The following is a 17,906-nucleotide window of genomic DNA, read 5'->3' as shown; positions in this document are numbered from 1 at the left end:
GAAGCGTTGCTGAACGCGCAGCGCGTGAATCGTGGGAGGCCTCGGCCGGCGTCGTCATCCTGACGTGCGGGGTTTGATCGTTACCTGGGCGGGGGTGGCATAGTACTGTCCGTTTCATGGGTGATGATCGATCTCCGGGGCCGGGTGACCCAGCGCGGGCGTCCAGTGTGGACGTGCCGGAGGCGGTGCACTTCGATGAGGAGGAGAGGCCCGCTCGGGAGTTGCCGGGGTGGGCCGGCGTGGTCGTCGCGAGTGTGGCTTTCGGGGCTGCTCTGCTGGTGCTGTGGCAGGTGTTCAGGCCGCTCGCGCAGGGGAGCCAGTTCTACCTGATCATATTTTTGGCGTGGACTCTTCCGCTCGTTTTTCTCGCGTACAAATCGGGTTTCGGGAAAGGCCGGGAGACGCCGGGGGTGACCGACTGGATTCTGGCCGGTGCCGCTCTGCTGGTTTGTCTTTATCCGGTGAATCCGTTCGCCGGTGGCTACAACGCTTTCCTCGACCGGCAGGGCCTGCTCGAACCGGTCGACGTGATCTTCGGCGCGGTGCTGCTGGTGCTGGTCGTGGAGGCTTGCCGGCGGACGACCGGGTGGGCGCTGCCAATCGTCTGTTCCCTTTTCCTGGCCTACGGCTATTACGGTGGCCTGCTGCCGCAGCACCTGCCGGTGGCGCATTCGGGGCTCGATTTCGCGCAGATCGTCGACGCGCTCTACAACTCGGGGAGCGGTTTCTACGGCACGCCGCTCGATGTGGCGGCGACGTACATCGTGCTTTTCACGATTTACGGCGCGGTGCTGGATCTCTCCGGGGCGAGCCGGTTCTTCGTCGACCTTTCGGTCGCCGCCTTTCGCAAATCGCGCAGCGCGGCGGGGCGCACCGCTGTCGCTGCCGGCTTTCTGCTGGGCACGGTCTCCGGATCGGGTACGGCGACCGCTGTCAGCGTCGGCGCGGTCACCTGGCCGATGCTCCGCAAAGCGGGATATCCGCGGGAGCAGGCCGGTGGCATGCTCGCCGCGGCCGGGGTCGGCGCCATCCTCTCGCCGCCGACGCTCGGTGCGGCCGCGTTCATCGTCGCGGAATACCTGAACGTCTCCTACCTGACCGTTCTCGGCTGGGCGATGATCCCGACGGTCCTCTACTACCTGGGCATTCTGCTCGCGGTGGAGATCGACGTGCGGCGTTTCGGGGTACGGGCGATCGACGCACCGGCCACCAGCGCGTGGCGGCTGCTCGGGCGGTTCGGGTACCACTTCTCGTCGCTCGTGGTCATCGTCGTCCTCCTGGCCCTGGGCCAGTCCGCCACCCGCGCGGTGGTCTACGCGACGATCCTGGCCGCCGCGCTCTCCTTCCTCGACCGGCGCTCCTGGCTCACCCCGCGGCGGATCTTCACGGCGCTCTCCGCCGGTGTCCGCGGTGTCCTGCCGGTGGTCGCCGTCTGTGCCGCCGCCGGCATCATCACCGCGATCACCACCAAGACCGGTCTCGGCGCACAGCTCGCGTCGCTGCTGGTCAGCGGTGCGCAGGCGATCACCGACAACCCGCAGGCGGTGCTCGCGCTGACCGTGGTGCTCGCCGCGTTCGCGCTGGCCCTGCTCGGCCTCGCCGTACCGGTCACGGCGAGCTTCATCATCGGCTGGGTGATCATCGGTCCGGCGCTGCTCGCCCTCGGCGTGCCGGCCGCGGCCGCGGCGATGTTCGTCTTCTACTACTCGGTGCTCTCCGAGGTCACCCCGCCAACAGCGCTGGCGGCGGTGGGCGCGAGCGCGATCACCGGCGGGCGCGCGATCGCCACCATGTGGCAGGCACTGAAGTACGCGCTACCCGCCTTCCTGGCTCCGATCGCATTCGTGCTGACCGACAACGGGGAGTACCTGCTGGCCCGTGGCCCGGTGCTCGGCATCGTCTGGACCACCGCGGCGGCGGCCCTGGCGGTGCTGGGCCTGGCGGTGGCGACCGGCGGATGGGTTCTCGGTGTCGGCCCGGCCGGTCCGGTCAGCCGGGTGCTCGCCGGGCTGGCCGGCGTGCTGCTGCTCTACCTGGCGCCGGCCGCCGTCGCCGCCGGTGCGGCCGCCCTGGCCGCAGCCGTGCTCATCGCCGCCGTCCAGCGGCGCCGCGGCCACCCGCCCGCCCTCAGCCGCGCGCCGCACCCGGCACCCTCTCCTGGCCCGGCGTCGCAACCGGCCCCCGGCCCCGCACCGCAACCGGCCGCCGCGCCCAAACCCGCATCGCCATCGGCCCCCGCCGAGTCCTCGGAAGACACGCGTTCACGGGAGGAAGCATGAAACGAGTACTGAGCACCACCCTGGTCGGCGCACTCGCGCTGGCCACCGCGGCCTGCGGCGGGAAGCAGGACAGCGCCGCCTCGGACACCGGCGGCGACGTCACCTGCGAGGTGGCCCAGGCGACCCGGATCGGCATCGCGACGGGCAACGCCACCGGCGTCTACTTCGCACTGGGCAACGCGTACGCCGAGCAGATCAACGCGGCCGGCGGCAACCTCCAGGCGACGGCCTCCGAGACCGGCGCCTCGGTGCAGAACATCCAGCAACTGGTGGCCGGCACGTACGACGTCGCGTTCTCGCTCGCCGACACCGCTGCCGACGCCGTCAACGGGGCAGGCAGCTTCACCGAGAAGCAGCCGGTCGCCGCCCTCGCGCGCATCCACACCAACTACACGCAGGTCATCGTCCGGAAGGCGGCCGGAATCAAGGACGTCGCCGGGATGAAGGGCAAGCGGGTCTCCACCGGTTCCCCGAAGTCCGGCACCGAGGTGATCGCCAACCGGATCCTGACCGCGGCCGGGCTCAAGCCGGAGAGCGACGTCCAGGCGCAGAAGCTGGACCTGACCAAGACCGTCGACGGGATGAAGGACGGCACGATCGACGCGCTGTTCTGGTCCGGCGGCCTGCCCACGCCGGGCATCACCGACCTGCTCACCACGGCCGAGGACCAGGTCGAGTTCCTCGACATCACCCCGCTGCTGCCGGAGATGCAGAAGATCAACGAGGTGTATCAGGAGGGCACGATCGCCGCCGCGACGTACGGCAGCGGCGCGGACGTGAAGACCATCGTGGTGCCCAACTACCTGCTGGTCCGCGACGACCTGGACGCGAACGTGGCGTGTGTGCTGACCAAAACGCTGTTCGAGCGGCAGCCGCAGTTGCAGCAGGCGAACGCCGCCGCCAAGGAGATCACGAAGGAGACCGCCCGGCAGACGGCTCCGGTGACCCCGCACCGCGGTGCGGTGAAGGCCCTGGACGACCTCGGGGCACCGCAGTAATCGCGTTGCCCGGTCTGGTGCCGAGCATTTAGGTTGGCCTCAGCTTCGAGCGCCGCTCGTCCCCGCCGGGGATGGGCGGCGCCTTGTTTCTCCTCACCCTTGCGGGCGCGCCGACGTGGGAGAGTCGGGATCGGCTGTAAACCGGTTGCCTCAGCGCTGAACAGGTTCGAATCCTGTCGCCCGCACTGAACCGTTCAGTGACGAATGCGGTACACACTGTAGACAATTTTCTGCAGGGGAGACCGGGATGATCGCTGTGAGCCATCCGCAGGTAGTCACCGTCCGCCGTTCCGCCCTGGTCGCACGCCTCGCGCTCTGGGCTTTTCTTCTGGTGAACCTCGTCGCCATCCAGGTGATGTTCCAGCTTGCCGGTCCGCCGGCACATAACCTCTTCGGCTCCGTCGGCCGCATGCTCGGCCTCTACCTCGCCTTCACGATGATCGTGCAACTCCTTCTGATCGCCCGCCTGCCGCTGCTGGACCGCGGCTTCGGGATGGACCGCCTCACCAGCTGGCACCGGTGGGTCGGGTTCACCCTTTTCTGGCTGGCGATCCTGCATCCCTCGTTCGTGATCCTCGGCTTCGCCCGGTACGACGGCGTGCCGGTGCTGCGGACCGCGCTGACCCTGTCGAAGCAGGTGCCGGTGCTGCTCGGCATGATCGCGGTGAGCCTGATCGTGCTGGTGGTGGCGCTGTCCCTCCGGATCGCGCGGCGCCGCCTGTCGTACGAAGCCTGGCACGCCGTACACCTGATCCTCTATGTCGTTGTTGTTCTCGGTGTGATTCACCAGCTCTACGAGGGCACCGCCTTCGCCATCAACCTGGGCACGAAGGTGTACTGGTGGAGCCTCTGGGCGTTCGCCCTCGGAGCGCTGCTGACCGGCCGCCTGATCGTCCCGCTGATCCGCAACTCGCGGCACCGCTTCCGGGTCGCCGCCGTCGTGCCGGAGTCGGACGATGTCGTGTCGGTGCACGTCACCGGCCGTGACCTGCACCGGCTTCCGGCTCGCGCCGGCCAGTTCTTCCTGTGGCGGTTCCCGGGGCACAACAGCTGGTGGCAGGTGAACCCGTTCTCGCTGTCGGCGGCGCCGAACGGCCGGACGCTGCGGCTGACCGCGAAGGGTATCGGCACCACGAGCGCCGGGCTGCGTACCCTCACTGTCGGTTCCCGGGTCTTCGCCGAGGGACCCTATGGTGCCTTCACCCTGGCCACGCGCGCCCGGACCGCGACCCTGCTGATCGCCGGCGGTATCGGCATCACGCCGGTCCGCTCCCTGCTGGAGGATCCGGAGATCGGCGGTGACGTGATCGTGCTCTACCGGGCCCGCAGCACCGCCGACGCGGTCCTCCTCGGTGAGCTGCGGAACCTCGCCGCCGCCAAGGGCGCCCGGCTGCACGTCATCACCGGCCGGACCGGTCCGACGAACCAGCCGTTCCGCCCGGACAACCTGCAAGCGCTCGTGCCCGACATCACCGATCGTGACGTCTACGTCTGCGGACCGGCCGTGCTCACCGACACCGTGCTGGACAGCCTGCACCAGCTGCGGGTTCCGTCACGGCAGGTGCACGCCGAGACCTTCCGGCTGGCGTCATGACAGCGGTCCGAGAGTGATTCGAGAGCCCGGCCCGGCATCATGAGCCGGCCGGGCGGGGCTTTCACGCCCCAAGCTGCAGGTCCCGCCCGGTCCGCATCAGGGGGATGCACGGGAAAGCACGGGGGATTCACGGGGGATGGTCCGGATCGTGGTCAGATGTCGCGGACCTCGAGAACCCGGGTGGCCGGTGCCGCGTCGCCGAGTTCGGCACGCAGCGCCAGCCGCCCGGGGTCGGCCATGAACGAGTCGAGGCCGTCGCGGCCGGCGAACCTGATCACGTGGACCTCGGTGCCGCCGGACTCCCGCAGGCGCCGTTCGAGCCTCCCGCCGTGCCGTTCCAGCAGGGCCAGGACAGCATCCTCGTAGCGGCGGCCCGCCTCGGCGTGCCCGTCCGCCATCTCCACGATCGCCACCAGAAGTAGATCCACGATGTGCAGTATCACCTGCGGGCTGCCAGCAGGCGCCCCTCGCCCAGGCCGAGGACCGTGTCGCTGAGCTTTCCGAGCACGGCCAGCAGGATGATGGCCAGGAGCATGACATCCGTACGGCCGGTGTTCTGACTGTCGATCAACAGGAAGCCCAGCCCCATCGAGGAGGCGATGAGCTCCGCCGCCACGAGGAACAGCCACCCCTGCGCCAGGCCGAGCCGCAGCCCCGACAGGATCGCCGGGGTGGCGGCCGGGAACAGGACCGTCCCGAGCAGGTGGACGCCGGTGCGACCGTACGCCCGCCCGACCTCCACCAGGTGCGGATCGATGTGCGCGAGGGCCGCCGACACCGTCGTGTAGACCGGGAAGAACGCCCCGATCGCCACCAGCACGATCTTCGGGGTCTCGCCGATGCCCAGCCAGAGCAGCAGCAGCGGCACCCAGGCCAGCGACGGCACCGCCCGGATCGCCTGCACGGTCGGCGACAGCGCGTCGCTCGCCGTGCGGGACAGGCCGACCAGCCCGCCGAGGGCCAGCCCGAGCGCCGAGCCCGCGGCGAAACCGATCAGCACCCGCTGCGTGCTGATCGCCAGGTGGTGCCAGAGCTCGCCGCGCCGGATCAGCTCGCCGAGCGCGGACACCACCTCGCCGGGCGGCGGCAGCTGGGCCGCCGAGTAGATCCCGGCCGAGGCCGCGAGCTGCCATGTGACCAGCAACGCCAGCGGGAGAAGCACCCCGACCAGGCGGAACCGGGGCAGGGTCACGAAACACTCCGCGCGGTGGCGTACTTCGGCTCGAAGAGGGAGTCGATCGCGGTACGGGCGTCCGCCTCGCTCTTGACGTTCGCGTCGGCGACCAGGACCGGCAGGATCTTCTCGAAGACACCACGCTGCGCGTCGCCGGGGACCGGGTCGACGTCGAGGCGGGTCCGCTCGGTCAGCACCTTCTTCGCGACCTGCTCGGAGATCCTCGCCTCCCGGGCGTAGAGGGCCACCGCCTCGGCCGGCTTGTCCTTGATCCACTGACGAGCCTTCTCGTACGCGTTCACCACCGCCTGGGCCAGCTCGGGGTGCTCGGCCAGGAACGCCTCCCGCGCGTTGAGTACGCCGTAGGAGTTGAACGCCACGTTGCGGTAGATCAGCTTGGAGCCGGCGTCCAGTTCGGAGGTGGCCATCAGCGGGTCGAGCCCGGCCCACGCGTCGACGTCCCCGCGCTCCAGGGCGGTCTTGCCGTCGGCGTGCTGCAGGTTCGTCACGGTCACGTCGGCCGGCTTGAGCCCCGCTTCGTCGAGTGCCTGGAGCAGGAAGAAGTACGGGTCCGTACCCTTCGTCGCCGCGATCTTCTTGCCCTTGAGCCCGGCAACGTCCGCAATCGCCGAGTCCTTCGGCACCACGATCGCCGCCCATTCCGGCTGGCTGAACACGTCGATCGTCTTGATCGGCGCCCCGTTCGCCCGCGCCACCAGGGCCGCCGCACCCGCCGTCGAACCGACGTCGATCGCTTCGGCCCGCAGCGCCTCGTTCGCCTTGTTGCTGCCCGCCGAGAGCTGCCAGCTCACCGTGACGCCCTGCGCCGCCAGGTCGGTCTCCAGCCACTTCTGCTCGCGCAGGACGAGGCTGGCCGGGTTGTAGTAGGCGTAGTCCAGTCGCAGCGACACCGCCTTGCCGCCGCCGGCCGTCTCGGCGGGGGCGTCCTCGCCCTGCACGCATCCGGCCAGCAGGGCAGTGGCGGCGGCCGCCGCGAGCACGGCGCGCATGATCCTCATATCGGGGTGGTTCCTTCCGCTTTCGCTTCTTACGAGGGGATCGGTGTCGGTTTTTACGAGGGGATCGAGCTCGGCGTGCGCACGCCCAGTTCAGCGAGGAGTGAGACGCGCAGCGCGGCGAGGCCGGCGTCGCCACGGTCCCGGGGCCGGTCGCCGGGGACCTCGAGGACCGAGCTGACGGCGGCCGGTCCGCCCGGCTCGGCCGAACCGAGCAGCACCACCCGGTCGGCCAGGTGCAGGGCCTCGTCCACGTCGTGGGTCACCAGCAGCACGGTGGTGCCGGCCTCCCGCTGCACCTCGGCGAGCAGGTCCTGCATGCGCAGGCGGGTCAGGGCGTCCAGCGCCGCGAACGGCTCGTCGAGCAGCAGCACGCCGGGCCGCCGGGCGAGGGCGCGCGCCAGGGCGGCCCGCTGGGCCATGCCGCCGGAGACCTGCCGGGGGCGGTGCCTGCCGAAGTCGGCAAGACCGACGACGGAGAGCCAGTGGGCCACCTCTTCGCGGGCGCGGTCGCCGGTTGTTCCGCGGGGCAGCCCGTACGCGACATTGCGCTCGATGGTCCGCCATGGCAGGAGGCGGGGCTCCTGGAAGACGACGGCACACCGGGGTTCGATTCCGGTGACTTCGCGGCCGTCCACCCGTACCGTTCCCGAAGTCGGTGTGTCCAGCCCACCGGCCAGCCGCAGCAGAGTCGACTTGCCGCAGCCCGACGGTCCCAGCAGTGCCACCACCTCGCCGGCGGCGACCTCCAGGTCGACGCCCGCCAGGACGGTGCGCCGGCGGCCACTCGCGGTGAACTCCTTGCCGACGCCGGAGAGAAGCAGGGGTACGGCGCTCATGGCGCGCAGCTTACCCAGTTTTCCTACCGGTTTACTAGAGCTTGTGAAGGGGTCGCCGTGCTGGTTCGGATCCATCATGATCGAACGTATGGGCGGCGCTCCGCGGTGCCTCCCGCCGGCTGGCGCTCAGTGCTGCCTTGCCGCGGCTGAGGGAGCACTGACGGCCGGCCGGTGCGGATTTTGCCGGGGCCGGGGCGGCCGCTTTCGGTAGCCTGGGCGAAGACTTCGCGGGTGGGGGCCCTCATGACGACGAGCGATGACCTGGCGGTCCGGTTCGGGCGCTGGGCGCTGATGAAGGTCTGGTTCGGCGTCGTCCTCTCCGGTGGTTATGCGCTCGGACGGCACTTCCACTGGCCGCAGGCTTTCCTCGTGGCGGCCGCGGTGCTCGGAGCCGTGGCGCTAGCACTGGCGTCGTCGTTTCTGCCGATCTGGACCCGGGAACGGCCGAGCGGCATCCCGGTCGCTGACGTCGGACTTCGCGTGATGGTGTGGCTGGGACTGGTGGGCTCGGTGGTGGCGCTGCTCATCGGGATGCCGGCGGTCGGCATGGTCGCGGCGGCGCTGCTGCTGAACACGGCGGCGCGGACCTTCGGGGATCCGTTCCTGCCGGTCCTGCGCCGTCTCCGCATCACCCCACCGATCACCTGGGCGCCCGGCGGAACGGCGGCACGCCCCCGCCCGGCCCGCAGAATGCCGGCCCGGCACCCACCAACGGCCCGAACGTCACCAACGGCCCCGACGTCACCAACGGCCCGGACGTCCCCGACCGGCAGCCCCGGAACCGCCCGGTGAACGGGGAGTCCTCCTCGGCCCCGGCAGAACCTCAGACCCCGCGAGCCCATGCCGACGGGATGAGTACGGGTGCAGTGTGATGAGGGGCCGCAGCCGAAGGAGATCCACCGAGCCCGGGGAGCCTTCATGAACGACGCAGCACTCTACGGGCTGTCACGCCCAACCGTCGACGACGCCCGGACCGCGATCCACCGGATACACGGCGAAGCTGGCCCTCAAGTGTGGGAACAGCTTGAGCAGTCGGCAGGACCGGCACAGGGGTACGCCTTGGAGCGACTACTGACAGTGATGGCGACAGCCGACCCCACCACCCGACTGTGCGCCCTGGCGCTGCAGATCCGCCTCAGCGCACACACCTACCTCTGCGCACCCCACTCCCTGGCTGGTGGCCGAACATGATCATCGACCTCTTCGAACGCCTCGGAGATCCCTCCCGAATGCGCATCCTCGCCGGCTACGACCTGCACAACGCCGACCTGCGTACCAGCCTCGACGCCGTCGCCCAGCGCAGCGCCAGCCTCCTCGACGCGCCGGTGGCTCTGGTCTCCGTACTGCTGGACAGCTCCCAGTTCATCCTCGGCTCGCACGGCACCGCCGCTCTGGCCTGGGTCGCCGAGGCGCGGGGAACGCCCGCGGAGTGGGCCATGTGCACGCACACCGTGCTGGCCGGCGAGCCCTACTGCGTCACCGACGGCCTCTCCGATCCGCGCCACTCGGGGAACCCGTTCCTGCAGACCTCGGGACTGCGCAGCTATCTCGGAGTGCCGCTGCTGGGCGAGGGTGGCTACGTACTGGGTGCGCACTGTGTTGTCGACACCCGTCCGCGGATCTTCACCGATGTGGACCTCGCCGTGATCACCGATGGTGCGGAGAAGTCGATGCGGTTGCTCGACGCTTATCGCTGCTGAGGGCGGGTTTCGCCGTACCATCGCCAGCTCTTCAAACGGCCACGGCCTGGCAGCGTGCCGCGGCCGGTCGCCCACAGCAGCACCGCCCATCGGTCACCGTCGCGGGGCGCGTCCGGAAACAGCCGCCACAACACCCGGTCGCAGAGATCCGCCGGGGGCTGCCAGGTCAGGCCGAGGGCGCCGGCGACGTCGTGCATGTGGGCCAGGACCTCGACGAGGCCCATCGCGGCGAAACCCTCCGGGTCGGAGACACCGAACGGGTGGAAACCGCGGCGATGCGGCGGGCGGATCTCCACGAGCGCGGCGAGCAGGCCGCCGGAGGCGTCCAGGACCTGCAGAAGTCCGGCTACGCCGTCCTCCGGTTTCACCCAGACGGTCAGCGCCGGGCCGTCCGGGCGCCGGGTCCAGGCAAAGGGGACGTACGAGGTAAGTGGCTCCCGCTCCGGGGAGAGCTGTCCCGCGTACGCGAAAAGGTCGTCCGCAATATGCTCGACGGTCTCCCAGACAGTCCAGTTCAGATCAGCCGCGGGCACCTGCCAATCGAGGTCAGTTGCCTGCTCGAGGGCGTCCAGCGCCAGGGCGACCGCGGTGCGTACGTCGGATGCGGTGACCGGTCCGGGAGAAGTCATTCCGGCACCCTAGTGACCGGCGGGGGTCGGCGCCGCCGAAAAATGTCGTAGGCAGGCGGCATCATCGCGGTATGGGAGAACCAGCAGCACCGATCCGCCGCCGCCTCGAGCTCTCCGTCGCCGAGGCGCGGCTGCGATTCCAGCAACTTGTCCGGGTGACGGGGCTGACGGGCCAGGTGACCGTCGTGATGGAGGGTGGGCGGCCGATCGCGGCGATCGTGCCGCCGGGGGACGTGCTGGGTGCCGGTCCGGCGCCGCCGAGTTTGTCGCCTGCTCCCCGTCCGGAGCCGCCGAGTTTGTCGCCGGCTCCTCGTTCGGAGCTGCCGCCGTCGAGGCGCGGGCCTCGTTCGGAGCTGCCGCCTTCGGTGCACGGTTCTTGGGCTGGGGACGCCGCTTCGGTGCCGGCGCCGCGGTCCGATCCGGGCCGGGGGGAGGGTGAGTCGGCGGCGGCCGGGTGGATGCGGCGGATCGAGAAGGTGCGCGAGGACGTCCGGCGGCAGCACGCCGGCCGGATCCGGGAGCTGTCCCAGGCACTGGACGAAGCGTGGCGCCTGCTCGACGAGGCCCGCCCGCCGGGCACCGATCGAGCGGCGGACACCCTGCGTGCCGCCCACGCCGACCTGCGTCACAGTCGGTGATCATTCGCTACCTGACCTATGGGGACGGAGGTAAGATCGGCAAATGGCTGGACAGCTCGACCTGTTCGTGCCGGGGGTGGTGTATCTCGACGTCATCTTCACCGGCCTTCGTGAGCTGCCCGAGCCCGGCACCGAGGTGTGGGCGGCCGGGATGGGCTCCTGCCCCGGCGGCGTCGCCAACCTCGCCGTGGCCGCGAGCCGGCTGGGCCTGCACACCGGGCTCGGCACCGCGCTGAGCTCGGATGCCTACGGTGAGTTCTGTCATCGGGTCCTCAGCCGCCAGGAGGGGATCGACCTGTCCGCCTCCACCCGCGTCGACGACTGGCACTCGCCGGTCACCGTCTCGCTGGCCTACGACCGTGACCGCAGCATGATCACTCACGGGCATCCGCTGCCGACCGACGAGGAGGGCCTGGTCAACGGCTTGCCCCCGGCTCGCAGCGCGGCCGTGAGCCTGGCCGGGACGGGTACCGGCTGGGTGCACCGGGCGCGTGCGGCGGGCACCCTGGTCTTCGCGGACGTCGGGTGGGACGACACCGATCAGTGGTCGTCCGACGTGCTCTCGGCGCTGGGTGACTGCCACGCTTTCCTGCCCAACGCGGTGGAGGCTATGCGCTACACACGTACCGACTCGCCGCAGCAGGCGCTCGACAAGCTCTCCGGGCAGGTCCCGGTCGTCGTCGTGACCTGCGGTTCTGACGGAGCCCTGGCCGTCGACTCGGGCACGGGCGAGGTGGCGGCGGCTCCCGGCGTACCGGTGGAGGCCCTCGACCCGACCGGCGCCGGCGACGTCTTCACCGCGGGCTTCATCACCGGCACCCTCGGCGGCTGGCCCCTCGCGGACCGGATCGCCTTCGCCAACCTGGTCGCCTCCCTGTCGGTGCAGCACTTCGGCGGCTCCCTCTCCGCACCCGGCTGGGGCGACATCGCCGACTGGTGGCAGGCCGTCCGCCGCACCGCCGCCACCCACCACGACGACTCCACCGAGGCCGGGCTGGCCCACCGCTACGGCTTCCTCGACGACGTCATGCCGGCCGGCCGCCGCAACGCCGTCCACCGCGCCACAGCGACGATCGCCCGCCTCTCCGACGCCCAGAGCGAGCACTGATGCGCCTGACGATCCTCGGCGGTGGTGGCTTCCGGGTGCCGCTCGTGCACCGGGCGCTGCTCGCCGACCACGGGCGCACCGGCATCACCGAGGTGGTGCTGCACGACGTCGACCCGGCACGCCTCGACGCGATCGGCCGGGTGCTCGCCGCACAGGCCCGCGACGTGCCCGGTGCCCCCGCCGTGCTCACCACCACCGACCTCGACACGGCCGTCACCGGCGCGGCGTTCGTGTTCTGCGCCATCCGGGTCGGCGGCCTGGCCGGCCGGGTCACCGACGAGCGGGTCGCCCTCGACGCGGGCGTCCTCGGCCAGGAGACCGTCGGCGCGGGTGGCATCGCGTACGGTCTCCGCACCCTCCCGGTGGCCCACCACATCGCCGCCCGCATCGCGCACCTCGCACCCGGCGCCTGGACCATCAACTTCACCAACCCGGCCGGCCTGGTCACCGAAGCCATGGCCACCCACCTCGGCGACCGCGTCATCGGCATCTGCGACTCCCCGTCCGGCCTGGTCGACCGCGTACTGCGAACCCTCGGCGCCGACCCCGCCACGGTGCACGTCGACTACGCCGGGCTCAACCATTTGGGCTGGCTCTACGGCGTCCGCCCGCTCAACACCGGCACCCTCGCGAGCGGCGTGGGCCGTCCCGCGAGCAGCCTGGGCGGATCAGCAGGCAGCGTGGGCGGTGCCGACCTGCTTCCCGGCCTGCTGGCGGACAAGGCCCGTCTCGAAACCATCGAGGAGGGCCGCCTCTTCGGCGCCGCCCACCTCCGTGACCTCGGCGCGATCCCCAACGAGTACCTGCACTACTACTACGACCCCGCCGGGACGCTCGCCGCTGTCCGGGACGCCCGGCAGACCCGCGGTGCTTTCCTCCTCGAGCAGCAGCACCGCTGCTACGCCGAGATCACCGCCCCGGGCCGTGACCCGCTGGAGGCCTGGCTCGCGGCCTGGCGCGAGCGCGAAGCCACGTACATGGCGGAGAACCGTGAGCTGACCGGCGCGGGGGAGCGCGAGCACGATGAGTCCCGCCCCGCCGGGTACGAGGGGGTCGCCCTGGCCGTCATGCGAGCCCTGGCGCACGACGAGGCGGCCACGCTGATCCTCAACGTCCGCAACCGCGGCACCATCGGCGTGCTCGACGACGAGGCGGTGGTCGAGGTGCCGTGCACGGTGGACGCCAGCGGCGCGGCACCACACCGGGTGGCGCCGCTGCCCGAGCACGGGGCCGACCTGGTCAGAGCGGTCAAGACAGCCGAACGCGGAGTACTGGAGGCCGCCACCACCGGCTCCCGCTCCACAGCGGTACGCGCGATGGCCGCCCACCCGCTCGTCGCCTCGGAACCAGTCGCCCGCCGCCTGATCGACACGTACCGCAGCGAACTGCCGGGCCTCGCCTACCTGCGCTGACCCCGCGCTCGCACGTCGAGCGAAAATGTCGTACCCGCCTGGCAGTCTGATCCCGGCGAACGAACGACTGACGAAGGGGCGACCTCATGTATGGCTATCTCGGCTCGATGAAGGCCAAGTCAGGCCACCGCGACGAGGTCGTCGCGATCCTGGTGAGCGGCGCCGACGGGTTGCGGGCGGCCGGCTGTCACCTCTACGTCGTGGGCGTCTCGGAAAGCGACGACCAGACCATTCACGTCAGCGAGGTGTGGGACAGCAAGGCCCACCACGACGCCTCACTCCAACTGCCCGAGACCAGGGCCGCGATCGCCAAGGCGATGCCGATGCTGACCGGCGAGTTCAACAGCCACGAGCTGGCCATCGTCGGCGGCCTCGGCGTCCCTTCCACCAGCTCACCGAGCGAAAACTGACCACCGGAAGAAACTGACCGCCGGACGAAACTGACCGCCGGACGAAACCGGGAACCCACGAACAGCGAGGCGGGCGCGCCCACAGCCTGTCCAGACCATGACCCACGCCCGCCAAACAGCTCAAATGCACCAACAGCTCAAACGCGCCAACAGCTCAAATGCGCGAACCTCAGACCGCGGCAGCCTCAGCCGGGTGACGCGGCGGGATCGAGTGGTCGATGGCCTTCGGCGGCTTCCGGTTCGGCAGAGCGAGCCGGAACACCTTCGCCCAGGCCGACGCCACCTGCATGACGAGGGGGCCGGTCACGTACTTCAGCTCGTACTTCTCGAACAGCGCCCGCACCTTCGGGGCGATCTCCGCATAGCGGCTGGCCGGCAGATCGGGGAAGAGATGGTGTTCGATCTGGTGGGACAGGTTGCCGGTCATGATGTGCATGAGCTTGCTGCCGGAGATGTTGGCCGAGCCGAGCATCTGGCGCAGGTACCACTCGCCGCGGGTCTCGCCGGTGATCGACGTGCGCTCGAAGGTCTCGACGCCGTTCGGGAAGTGGCCGCACATGATGACCGAGTGGCTCCACAGGTTGCGGACCAGGCTCGCCACGAAGTTCGCCGAGAGGGTGCCGAGGAAGGCGCCGAGGGGGTTGCCCATCAGGAAGCCGACCGGGATCGCGAGCGCGGGGTGTACGACGTAGTCCTTCATCACCTGGCGTCGGATCTTGCGGCCGACCTGGCGGAGGTTGGCGCGGAAGGCCGGGTTGCTGCGCCGCTTCTTGGTCTTCAGGTTGCGGCCCAGTTCGAGGTCGTAGGCGGCGATGCCGTACTCGAAGAAGCACGCGTTGATGAAGTTGTAGAGCGGCTGCCCGAGGTGCGCCGGCACCCACTTCTGCTGCTCGTCGACGCGCATGATGCCGTAGCCGAGGTCGTTGTCGCGGCCGATCACGTTCGTGTACTTGTGGTGCAGCTCGTTGTGCGAGTGCTTCCACTGCTCGGCCGGGGACGCCGAGTCCCACTCCCACGTCGTGGAGTGGATCTTCGGGTCGCGCATGAAGTCGTACTGGCCGTGCAGGATGTTGTGGCCGATCTCCATGTTCTCGAGGATCTTGGAGATCGAGAGGCCGGCGGTGCCCAGGATCCAGGCCGGCGGGAAGAGCGAGAAGAGCAGCAGGGCGCGGCTGCCCAGCTCGACGCGGCGCTGCACGGCGATCATCCGGCGGATGTGTGCGGCGTCCTTCTCGCCGCGGACGGCGAGCACCTCGTCCCGGATGGCGTCGAGCTCTCGGCCGATCTGCTCGATGTCCTCGGGGGACAGGTGGGCGATCGGGTTGACTTCCTTGCGCTGCAGCGTCGTCACTGGATTCCCTCAGTTTCTCGAAAGGGCGTCAGAAGGGGGGCTTCGGAAGTGGCTTCAGAAGATGCTTCAGAAATGGGCTTCACAAGGGGCTCCGGAAGAGCCCGGACGGAAAGATCAGGCGTCGAACCGGCACGGGCCGGCGGCCGCCGAGATGCAGGTCTGGATGATCACGTCGGCGCCGTCCACCTCGGTGGCCGTGGTGATCGTGCCGTCGCGCAGGTCGCGGACGATGCCCTCGCGCATCGGGAGCACGCACTTGAAGCAGATGCCCATCCGGCAGCCGGATTTCATCAGCTGCCCGGCGGCCTCACCGGCTTCGAGGATCGACGTGCCGCCGGGGGCCTCCGCGACCGTACCGGTGCGTTCGAAGGTGACCGTGCCACCGTCGCCGGCGACCAGCACCGTCGGCCGGAACCGCTCGACGTGCAATCGCGAGGCGGCGCCCGCGTCGGTCCAGTGTGTCGTCAGGTCGTCGAGCATCTCGCCGGGCCCGCACGCCCAGGTCTCCCGCTCGAACAGGTCGGGCACCAGGGTGGCCAGCTCGTCGGGCTTGAGCCGGCCGTCGGCCCGGGTGTGCCGCTCGATCAGGCGGATCCGGCCGGCGGCGGCGAGCTCACGCAGCTCGGCTCCGAAGACCACGTCGGCCGGGGTCCGCGCGGAATGCACGACGACCACGTCGGGCAGGGAGTGCAAGGCGCTGCGCAGCATCCCCATCACCGGCGTGATGCCACTGCCCGCGGTGACGAACAGGGCCTTCGCCGGGGAGGCCGGCGGCAGCACGAAGTCACCGGTCGGCAGGTCCAGGTGGACGATCATGCCGCGGCGGGCGTGCCGCCGCAGATATCCGCTGACCACGCCGTCCTTGACCGCGTTGACGGTGACCGTGAACCGGCCGTCCTTGCGGCCGGCCGCGCTCGACACCGAGTAGGCCCGCCACAGCCGCACACCGTCGATGTCCACACCGAGCCGGACATACTGCCCGGGCTGGTGCGGCGCCCAGTTGCGGCCGGGGAGCAGCTCGAGCGTGACCGCGTTCTCGGTCTCGGGGCGAACCGCCTCGATCCTGGCGCGCAGGACTGTCGGGTTGCGCAGGGGCGCGATCACGTCGAGATAGTCGGCGGGCACCACCGGCGTCGTGATCAGCTCGACCACGCGCCAGGCTCCGTTGCGCAAAGTCCGTGTAACAGCCACGTGACCAAGCTTGCTATGTCGTGAGGGAGAAGGCATGACCAGGAGAAGTGAATCGGGCACGGCATAATTGTTCGGTGGGGACAAGTACGGGGCGGTAAACAAGGAGTTTTTGTGAAACAGCTGCGCGACGTCCGGTCCTTCCGCCTCCCGGTGGAGGTGATCGACCCGCTGAAGCATGGTTTGGGCGAAGTGTCCGCGCAGACCATCACCGCGATCACCATGGAGGTCCCGGCGTACGCGGAGGCCTTCGCCGGCGAGATGGGCCAGAAGATCGAGAAGGCGGTCCGGGCCGCCCTCGGCACGTTCCTCAACCTGGTCTCCCGGCCCGGAGGCGACCCCGGCACCCCGCTGGCCTCGGCACTCGAGGCGGCGTACGCGCTCGGTCGTGGTGAGGCACGCTCAGGCCGCAGCCTCGACGCCCTGCTCGCGGCCTACCGGGTCGGTGCCCGGGTCGCCTGGCGCGAGCTGGCCGCGATCAGCGTCGGCACCGGCCAGCCCGCAGCCTCCATCGCCGACTTCGCCGAGCTCGTCTTCGCCTACATCGACGAGCTCTCCGCCGCCAGCGTCGCCGGCCACGCCGACGAACTCGCCGCCTCCGGCCGGATCCACCTGCGCCACCTGCAGGAACTCGCCCAGGCCCTGATCGCCGGCGAACCGCCGCACGTGCTGCTGGCCGCCGCCGAACAGGCCGAGTGGACCCCGCCGCAGACCCTCACCGCCATCATGCTGCCGGAACGCTCGGCCCGATGGGTGATCGATCTGCTCGATCCGCGGACCCTTCAGCTTGCTGACGCCGTACCCGATCTGCCTGGTTCGACCCTGCTCCTGATCCCTGACCCGCAGGGCACCACCCGCCCGCACCTGACCCGCCTGCTCACCGGCCACGGTGCCACGATCGGCCCGGCCCGCCCCTGGCTGGAGGCGAAGTCCTCCCTCGACCGCGTCCTGCGCGTCCACGAACTCCGTCCGTCCCTGGCCGGCGCCGTCGTCGACACCGAGGACCACCTGGCCCGCGTGGTGGTCTCCGCCGACCGCAGCGCCCTCACCGACCTGCGCGCCCGCGCCCTCGCCCCCCTCGCCGGCGAACGTGGCGCCGCCGCCGCGAAACTCATCGAAACCCTGCGCAGCTGGCTGCTGCACCACGGCCGCCGCGAGGACATCGCCACCGAGCTCTTCGTCCATCCCCAGACCGTCCGCTACCGCATGGCCCGCCTCCGCGAACTCTACGGCGACAAACTCCGCGACCCGGAGTGGATCCTCGCCCTCACCATCGCCCTAGCCCTCCCCGAACCCTCTTCCTAACCCCCCATTCCTAACCCCCCATTCCTAACCCCCCTTTCCTAACCCCTCCCCGATCCCTCCTCCTAACCCGTCCCGAACCCCCTTCCTAATCCTTCAAGATCAACGCGTCTCAACCCTTCAAAATCAACCTCCTTTTTCGTACGAGAGTCGACTCCCCAAACCCACCAATCCCGTCCCGCCCAGCCACGCGACCCACTGCAACTCCAGACCGCAGCGCGCCCGCCGGGCGTAAGCGCGCCCCCACGCCGACCCTCCAGCCCAGCCC

At 70.2% G+C, this 17,906-nt stretch carries 18 protein-coding genes and 1 tRNA gene; 12 read left to right on the top strand and 7 right to left on the bottom strand.

What is annotated here, in order from left to right:
- Nucleotides 1-116: 116 nt before the first annotated feature.
- The 4 genes from ACFQV6_RS05875 (at nt 117) to ACFQV6_RS05860 (ending at nt 4,871) form a co-directional block, all read left to right on the top strand.
- The gene (locus tag ACFQV6_RS05875) at nt 117-2,279 is read left to right on the top strand and encodes a TRAP transporter permease (RefSeq protein WP_378026294.1); all 2,163 of its coding nucleotides are present in this window, start codon (nt 117-119) and stop codon (nt 2,277-2,279) included.
- Nucleotides 2,276-3,277, top strand: coding sequence for a TAXI family TRAP transporter solute-binding subunit (locus ACFQV6_RS05870; RefSeq protein ID WP_378026293.1), 1,002 nt, complete (start codon nt 2,276-2,278; stop codon nt 3,275-3,277). The genes ACFQV6_RS05875 and ACFQV6_RS05870 overlap by 4 nt, the downstream gene beginning before the upstream one ends.
- Nucleotides 3,278-3,378: 101 nt before the next feature.
- A tRNA-Tyr gene (locus ACFQV6_RS05865) sits at nt 3,379-3,462 on the top strand.
- Nucleotides 3,463-3,524: 62 nt separating this feature from the next.
- Entirely contained in the window at nt 3,525-4,871 is a 1,347-nt protein-coding gene (locus ACFQV6_RS05860; protein ID WP_378026292.1) for a ferric reductase-like transmembrane domain-containing protein, read from the top strand.
- A gap of 152 nt (nt 4,872-5,023) precedes the next feature.
- Here the strand turns inward: ACFQV6_RS05860 and ACFQV6_RS05855 are convergent, their stop codons facing one another.
- Genes ACFQV6_RS05855 through ACFQV6_RS05840 form a run of 4 tightly spaced genes read right to left on the bottom strand, consistent with a single transcriptional unit; the run spans nt 5,024 to nt 7,900 of the window.
- Entirely contained in the window at nt 5,024-5,299 is a 276-nt protein-coding gene (locus ACFQV6_RS05855) for a hypothetical protein (protein WP_378026291.1), read from the bottom strand.
- 11 nt (nt 5,300-5,310) lie between these two features.
- Nucleotides 5,311-6,063, bottom strand: a complete 753-nt coding sequence (locus ACFQV6_RS05850; RefSeq protein ID WP_378026290.1) for an ABC transporter permease — start codon at nt 6,061-6,063, stop codon at nt 5,311-5,313.
- Nucleotides 6,060-7,064, bottom strand: a complete 1,005-nt coding sequence (locus ACFQV6_RS05845; RefSeq protein WP_378026289.1) for an aliphatic sulfonate ABC transporter substrate-binding protein — start codon at nt 7,062-7,064, stop codon at nt 6,060-6,062. The genes ACFQV6_RS05850 and ACFQV6_RS05845 overlap by 4 nt, the downstream gene beginning before the upstream one ends.
- 53 nt (nt 7,065-7,117) lie before the next feature.
- Nucleotides 7,118-7,900 carry an ABC transporter ATP-binding protein gene (locus ACFQV6_RS05840; protein WP_378026288.1) on the bottom strand — a complete coding sequence of 261 codons (783 nt, stop codon included), beginning with the start codon at nt 7,898-7,900 and terminating at the stop codon, nt 7,118-7,120.
- 243 nt (nt 7,901-8,143) lie between these two features.
- On the opposite strand from ACFQV6_RS05840, the gene ACFQV6_RS05835 reads away from it, so the two are divergent.
- The 3 genes from ACFQV6_RS05835 to ACFQV6_RS05825 all read left to right on the top strand — a co-directional run bounded on the left by ACFQV6_RS05835 (nt 8,144) and on the right by ACFQV6_RS05825 (nt 9,600).
- Nucleotides 8,144-8,692 (top strand): hypothetical protein, encoded by a 549-nt coding sequence (locus tag ACFQV6_RS05835; protein ID WP_378026287.1) that lies wholly within the window; start codon nt 8,144-8,146, stop codon nt 8,690-8,692.
- 126 nt (nt 8,693-8,818) lie between these two features.
- Nucleotides 8,819-9,091, top strand: a complete 273-nt coding sequence (locus ACFQV6_RS05830) for a hypothetical protein (RefSeq protein ID WP_378026286.1) — start codon at nt 8,819-8,821, stop codon at nt 9,089-9,091.
- Nucleotides 9,088-9,600, top strand: a complete 513-nt coding sequence (locus ACFQV6_RS05825; RefSeq protein ID WP_378026285.1) for a GAF domain-containing protein — start codon at nt 9,088-9,090, stop codon at nt 9,598-9,600. The genes ACFQV6_RS05830 and ACFQV6_RS05825 overlap by 4 nt, the downstream gene beginning before the upstream one ends.
- On the opposite strand, the gene ACFQV6_RS05820 is transcribed toward ACFQV6_RS05825, so the two are convergent.
- Nucleotides 9,588-10,229 carry a DinB family protein gene (locus tag ACFQV6_RS05820; RefSeq protein WP_378026284.1) on the bottom strand — a complete coding sequence of 214 codons (642 nt, stop codon included), beginning with the start codon at nt 10,227-10,229 and terminating at the stop codon, nt 9,588-9,590. The two genes, ACFQV6_RS05825 and ACFQV6_RS05820, sit on opposite strands and share 13 nt — an antisense overlap.
- Nucleotides 10,230-10,300: 71 nt before the next feature.
- Between ACFQV6_RS05820 and ACFQV6_RS05815 the strand changes: the two genes are divergently transcribed.
- The 4 genes from ACFQV6_RS05815 to ACFQV6_RS05800 all read left to right on the top strand — a co-directional run bounded on the left by ACFQV6_RS05815 (nt 10,301) and on the right by ACFQV6_RS05800 (nt 13,797).
- Complete coding sequence (locus tag ACFQV6_RS05815) at nt 10,301-10,867, top strand: hypothetical protein (RefSeq protein WP_378026283.1); 567 nt, start codon at nt 10,301-10,303, stop codon at nt 10,865-10,867.
- Between the two features lie 43 nt (nt 10,868-10,910).
- Nucleotides 10,911-11,975 carry a carbohydrate kinase family protein gene (locus ACFQV6_RS05810; protein WP_378026282.1) on the top strand — a complete coding sequence of 355 codons (1,065 nt, stop codon included), beginning with the start codon at nt 10,911-10,913 and terminating at the stop codon, nt 11,973-11,975.
- On the top strand, nt 11,975-13,387 hold the full coding sequence (locus ACFQV6_RS05805; protein ID WP_378026281.1) for a 6-phospho-beta-glucosidase: 1,413 nt from the start codon (nt 11,975-11,977) through the stop codon (nt 13,385-13,387). Before ACFQV6_RS05810 ends, ACFQV6_RS05805 begins: the two co-directional genes overlap by 1 nt.
- Nucleotides 13,388-13,473: 86 nt before the next feature.
- Entirely contained in the window at nt 13,474-13,797 is a 324-nt protein-coding gene (locus ACFQV6_RS05800; RefSeq protein WP_378026280.1) for a putative quinol monooxygenase, read from the top strand.
- A gap of 169 nt (nt 13,798-13,966) precedes the next feature.
- Here ACFQV6_RS05800 and ACFQV6_RS05795 read toward each other — a convergent pair whose 3' ends face one another.
- Nucleotides 13,967-15,148 (bottom strand): fatty acid desaturase family protein, encoded by a 1,182-nt coding sequence (locus tag ACFQV6_RS05795; protein WP_378026279.1) that lies wholly within the window; start codon nt 15,146-15,148, stop codon nt 13,967-13,969.
- Between the two features lie 114 nt (nt 15,149-15,262).
- Nucleotides 15,263-16,375 carry a ferredoxin reductase gene (locus tag ACFQV6_RS05790; RefSeq protein ID WP_378026684.1) on the bottom strand — a complete coding sequence of 371 codons (1,113 nt, stop codon included), beginning with the start codon at nt 16,373-16,375 and terminating at the stop codon, nt 15,263-15,265.
- Nucleotides 16,376-16,450: 75 nt separating this feature from the next.
- Between ACFQV6_RS05790 and ACFQV6_RS05785 the strand changes: the two genes are divergently transcribed.
- On the top strand, nt 16,451-17,641 hold the full coding sequence (locus ACFQV6_RS05785) for a PucR family transcriptional regulator (RefSeq protein ID WP_378026278.1): 1,191 nt from the start codon (nt 16,451-16,453) through the stop codon (nt 17,639-17,641).
- The last annotated feature ends 265 nt before the right edge of the window (nt 17,642-17,906 follow it).

It is taken from the genome of Actinoplanes sp. GCM10030250, from assembly GCF_042666575.1.
In the GTDB taxonomy this organism is placed as follows: domain Bacteria; phylum Actinomycetota; class Actinomycetes; order Mycobacteriales; family Micromonosporaceae; genus Actinoplanes.
Note: the sequence above shows the minus strand (reverse complement) of the source record. Positions and strands in the feature narration are given on the sequence as shown.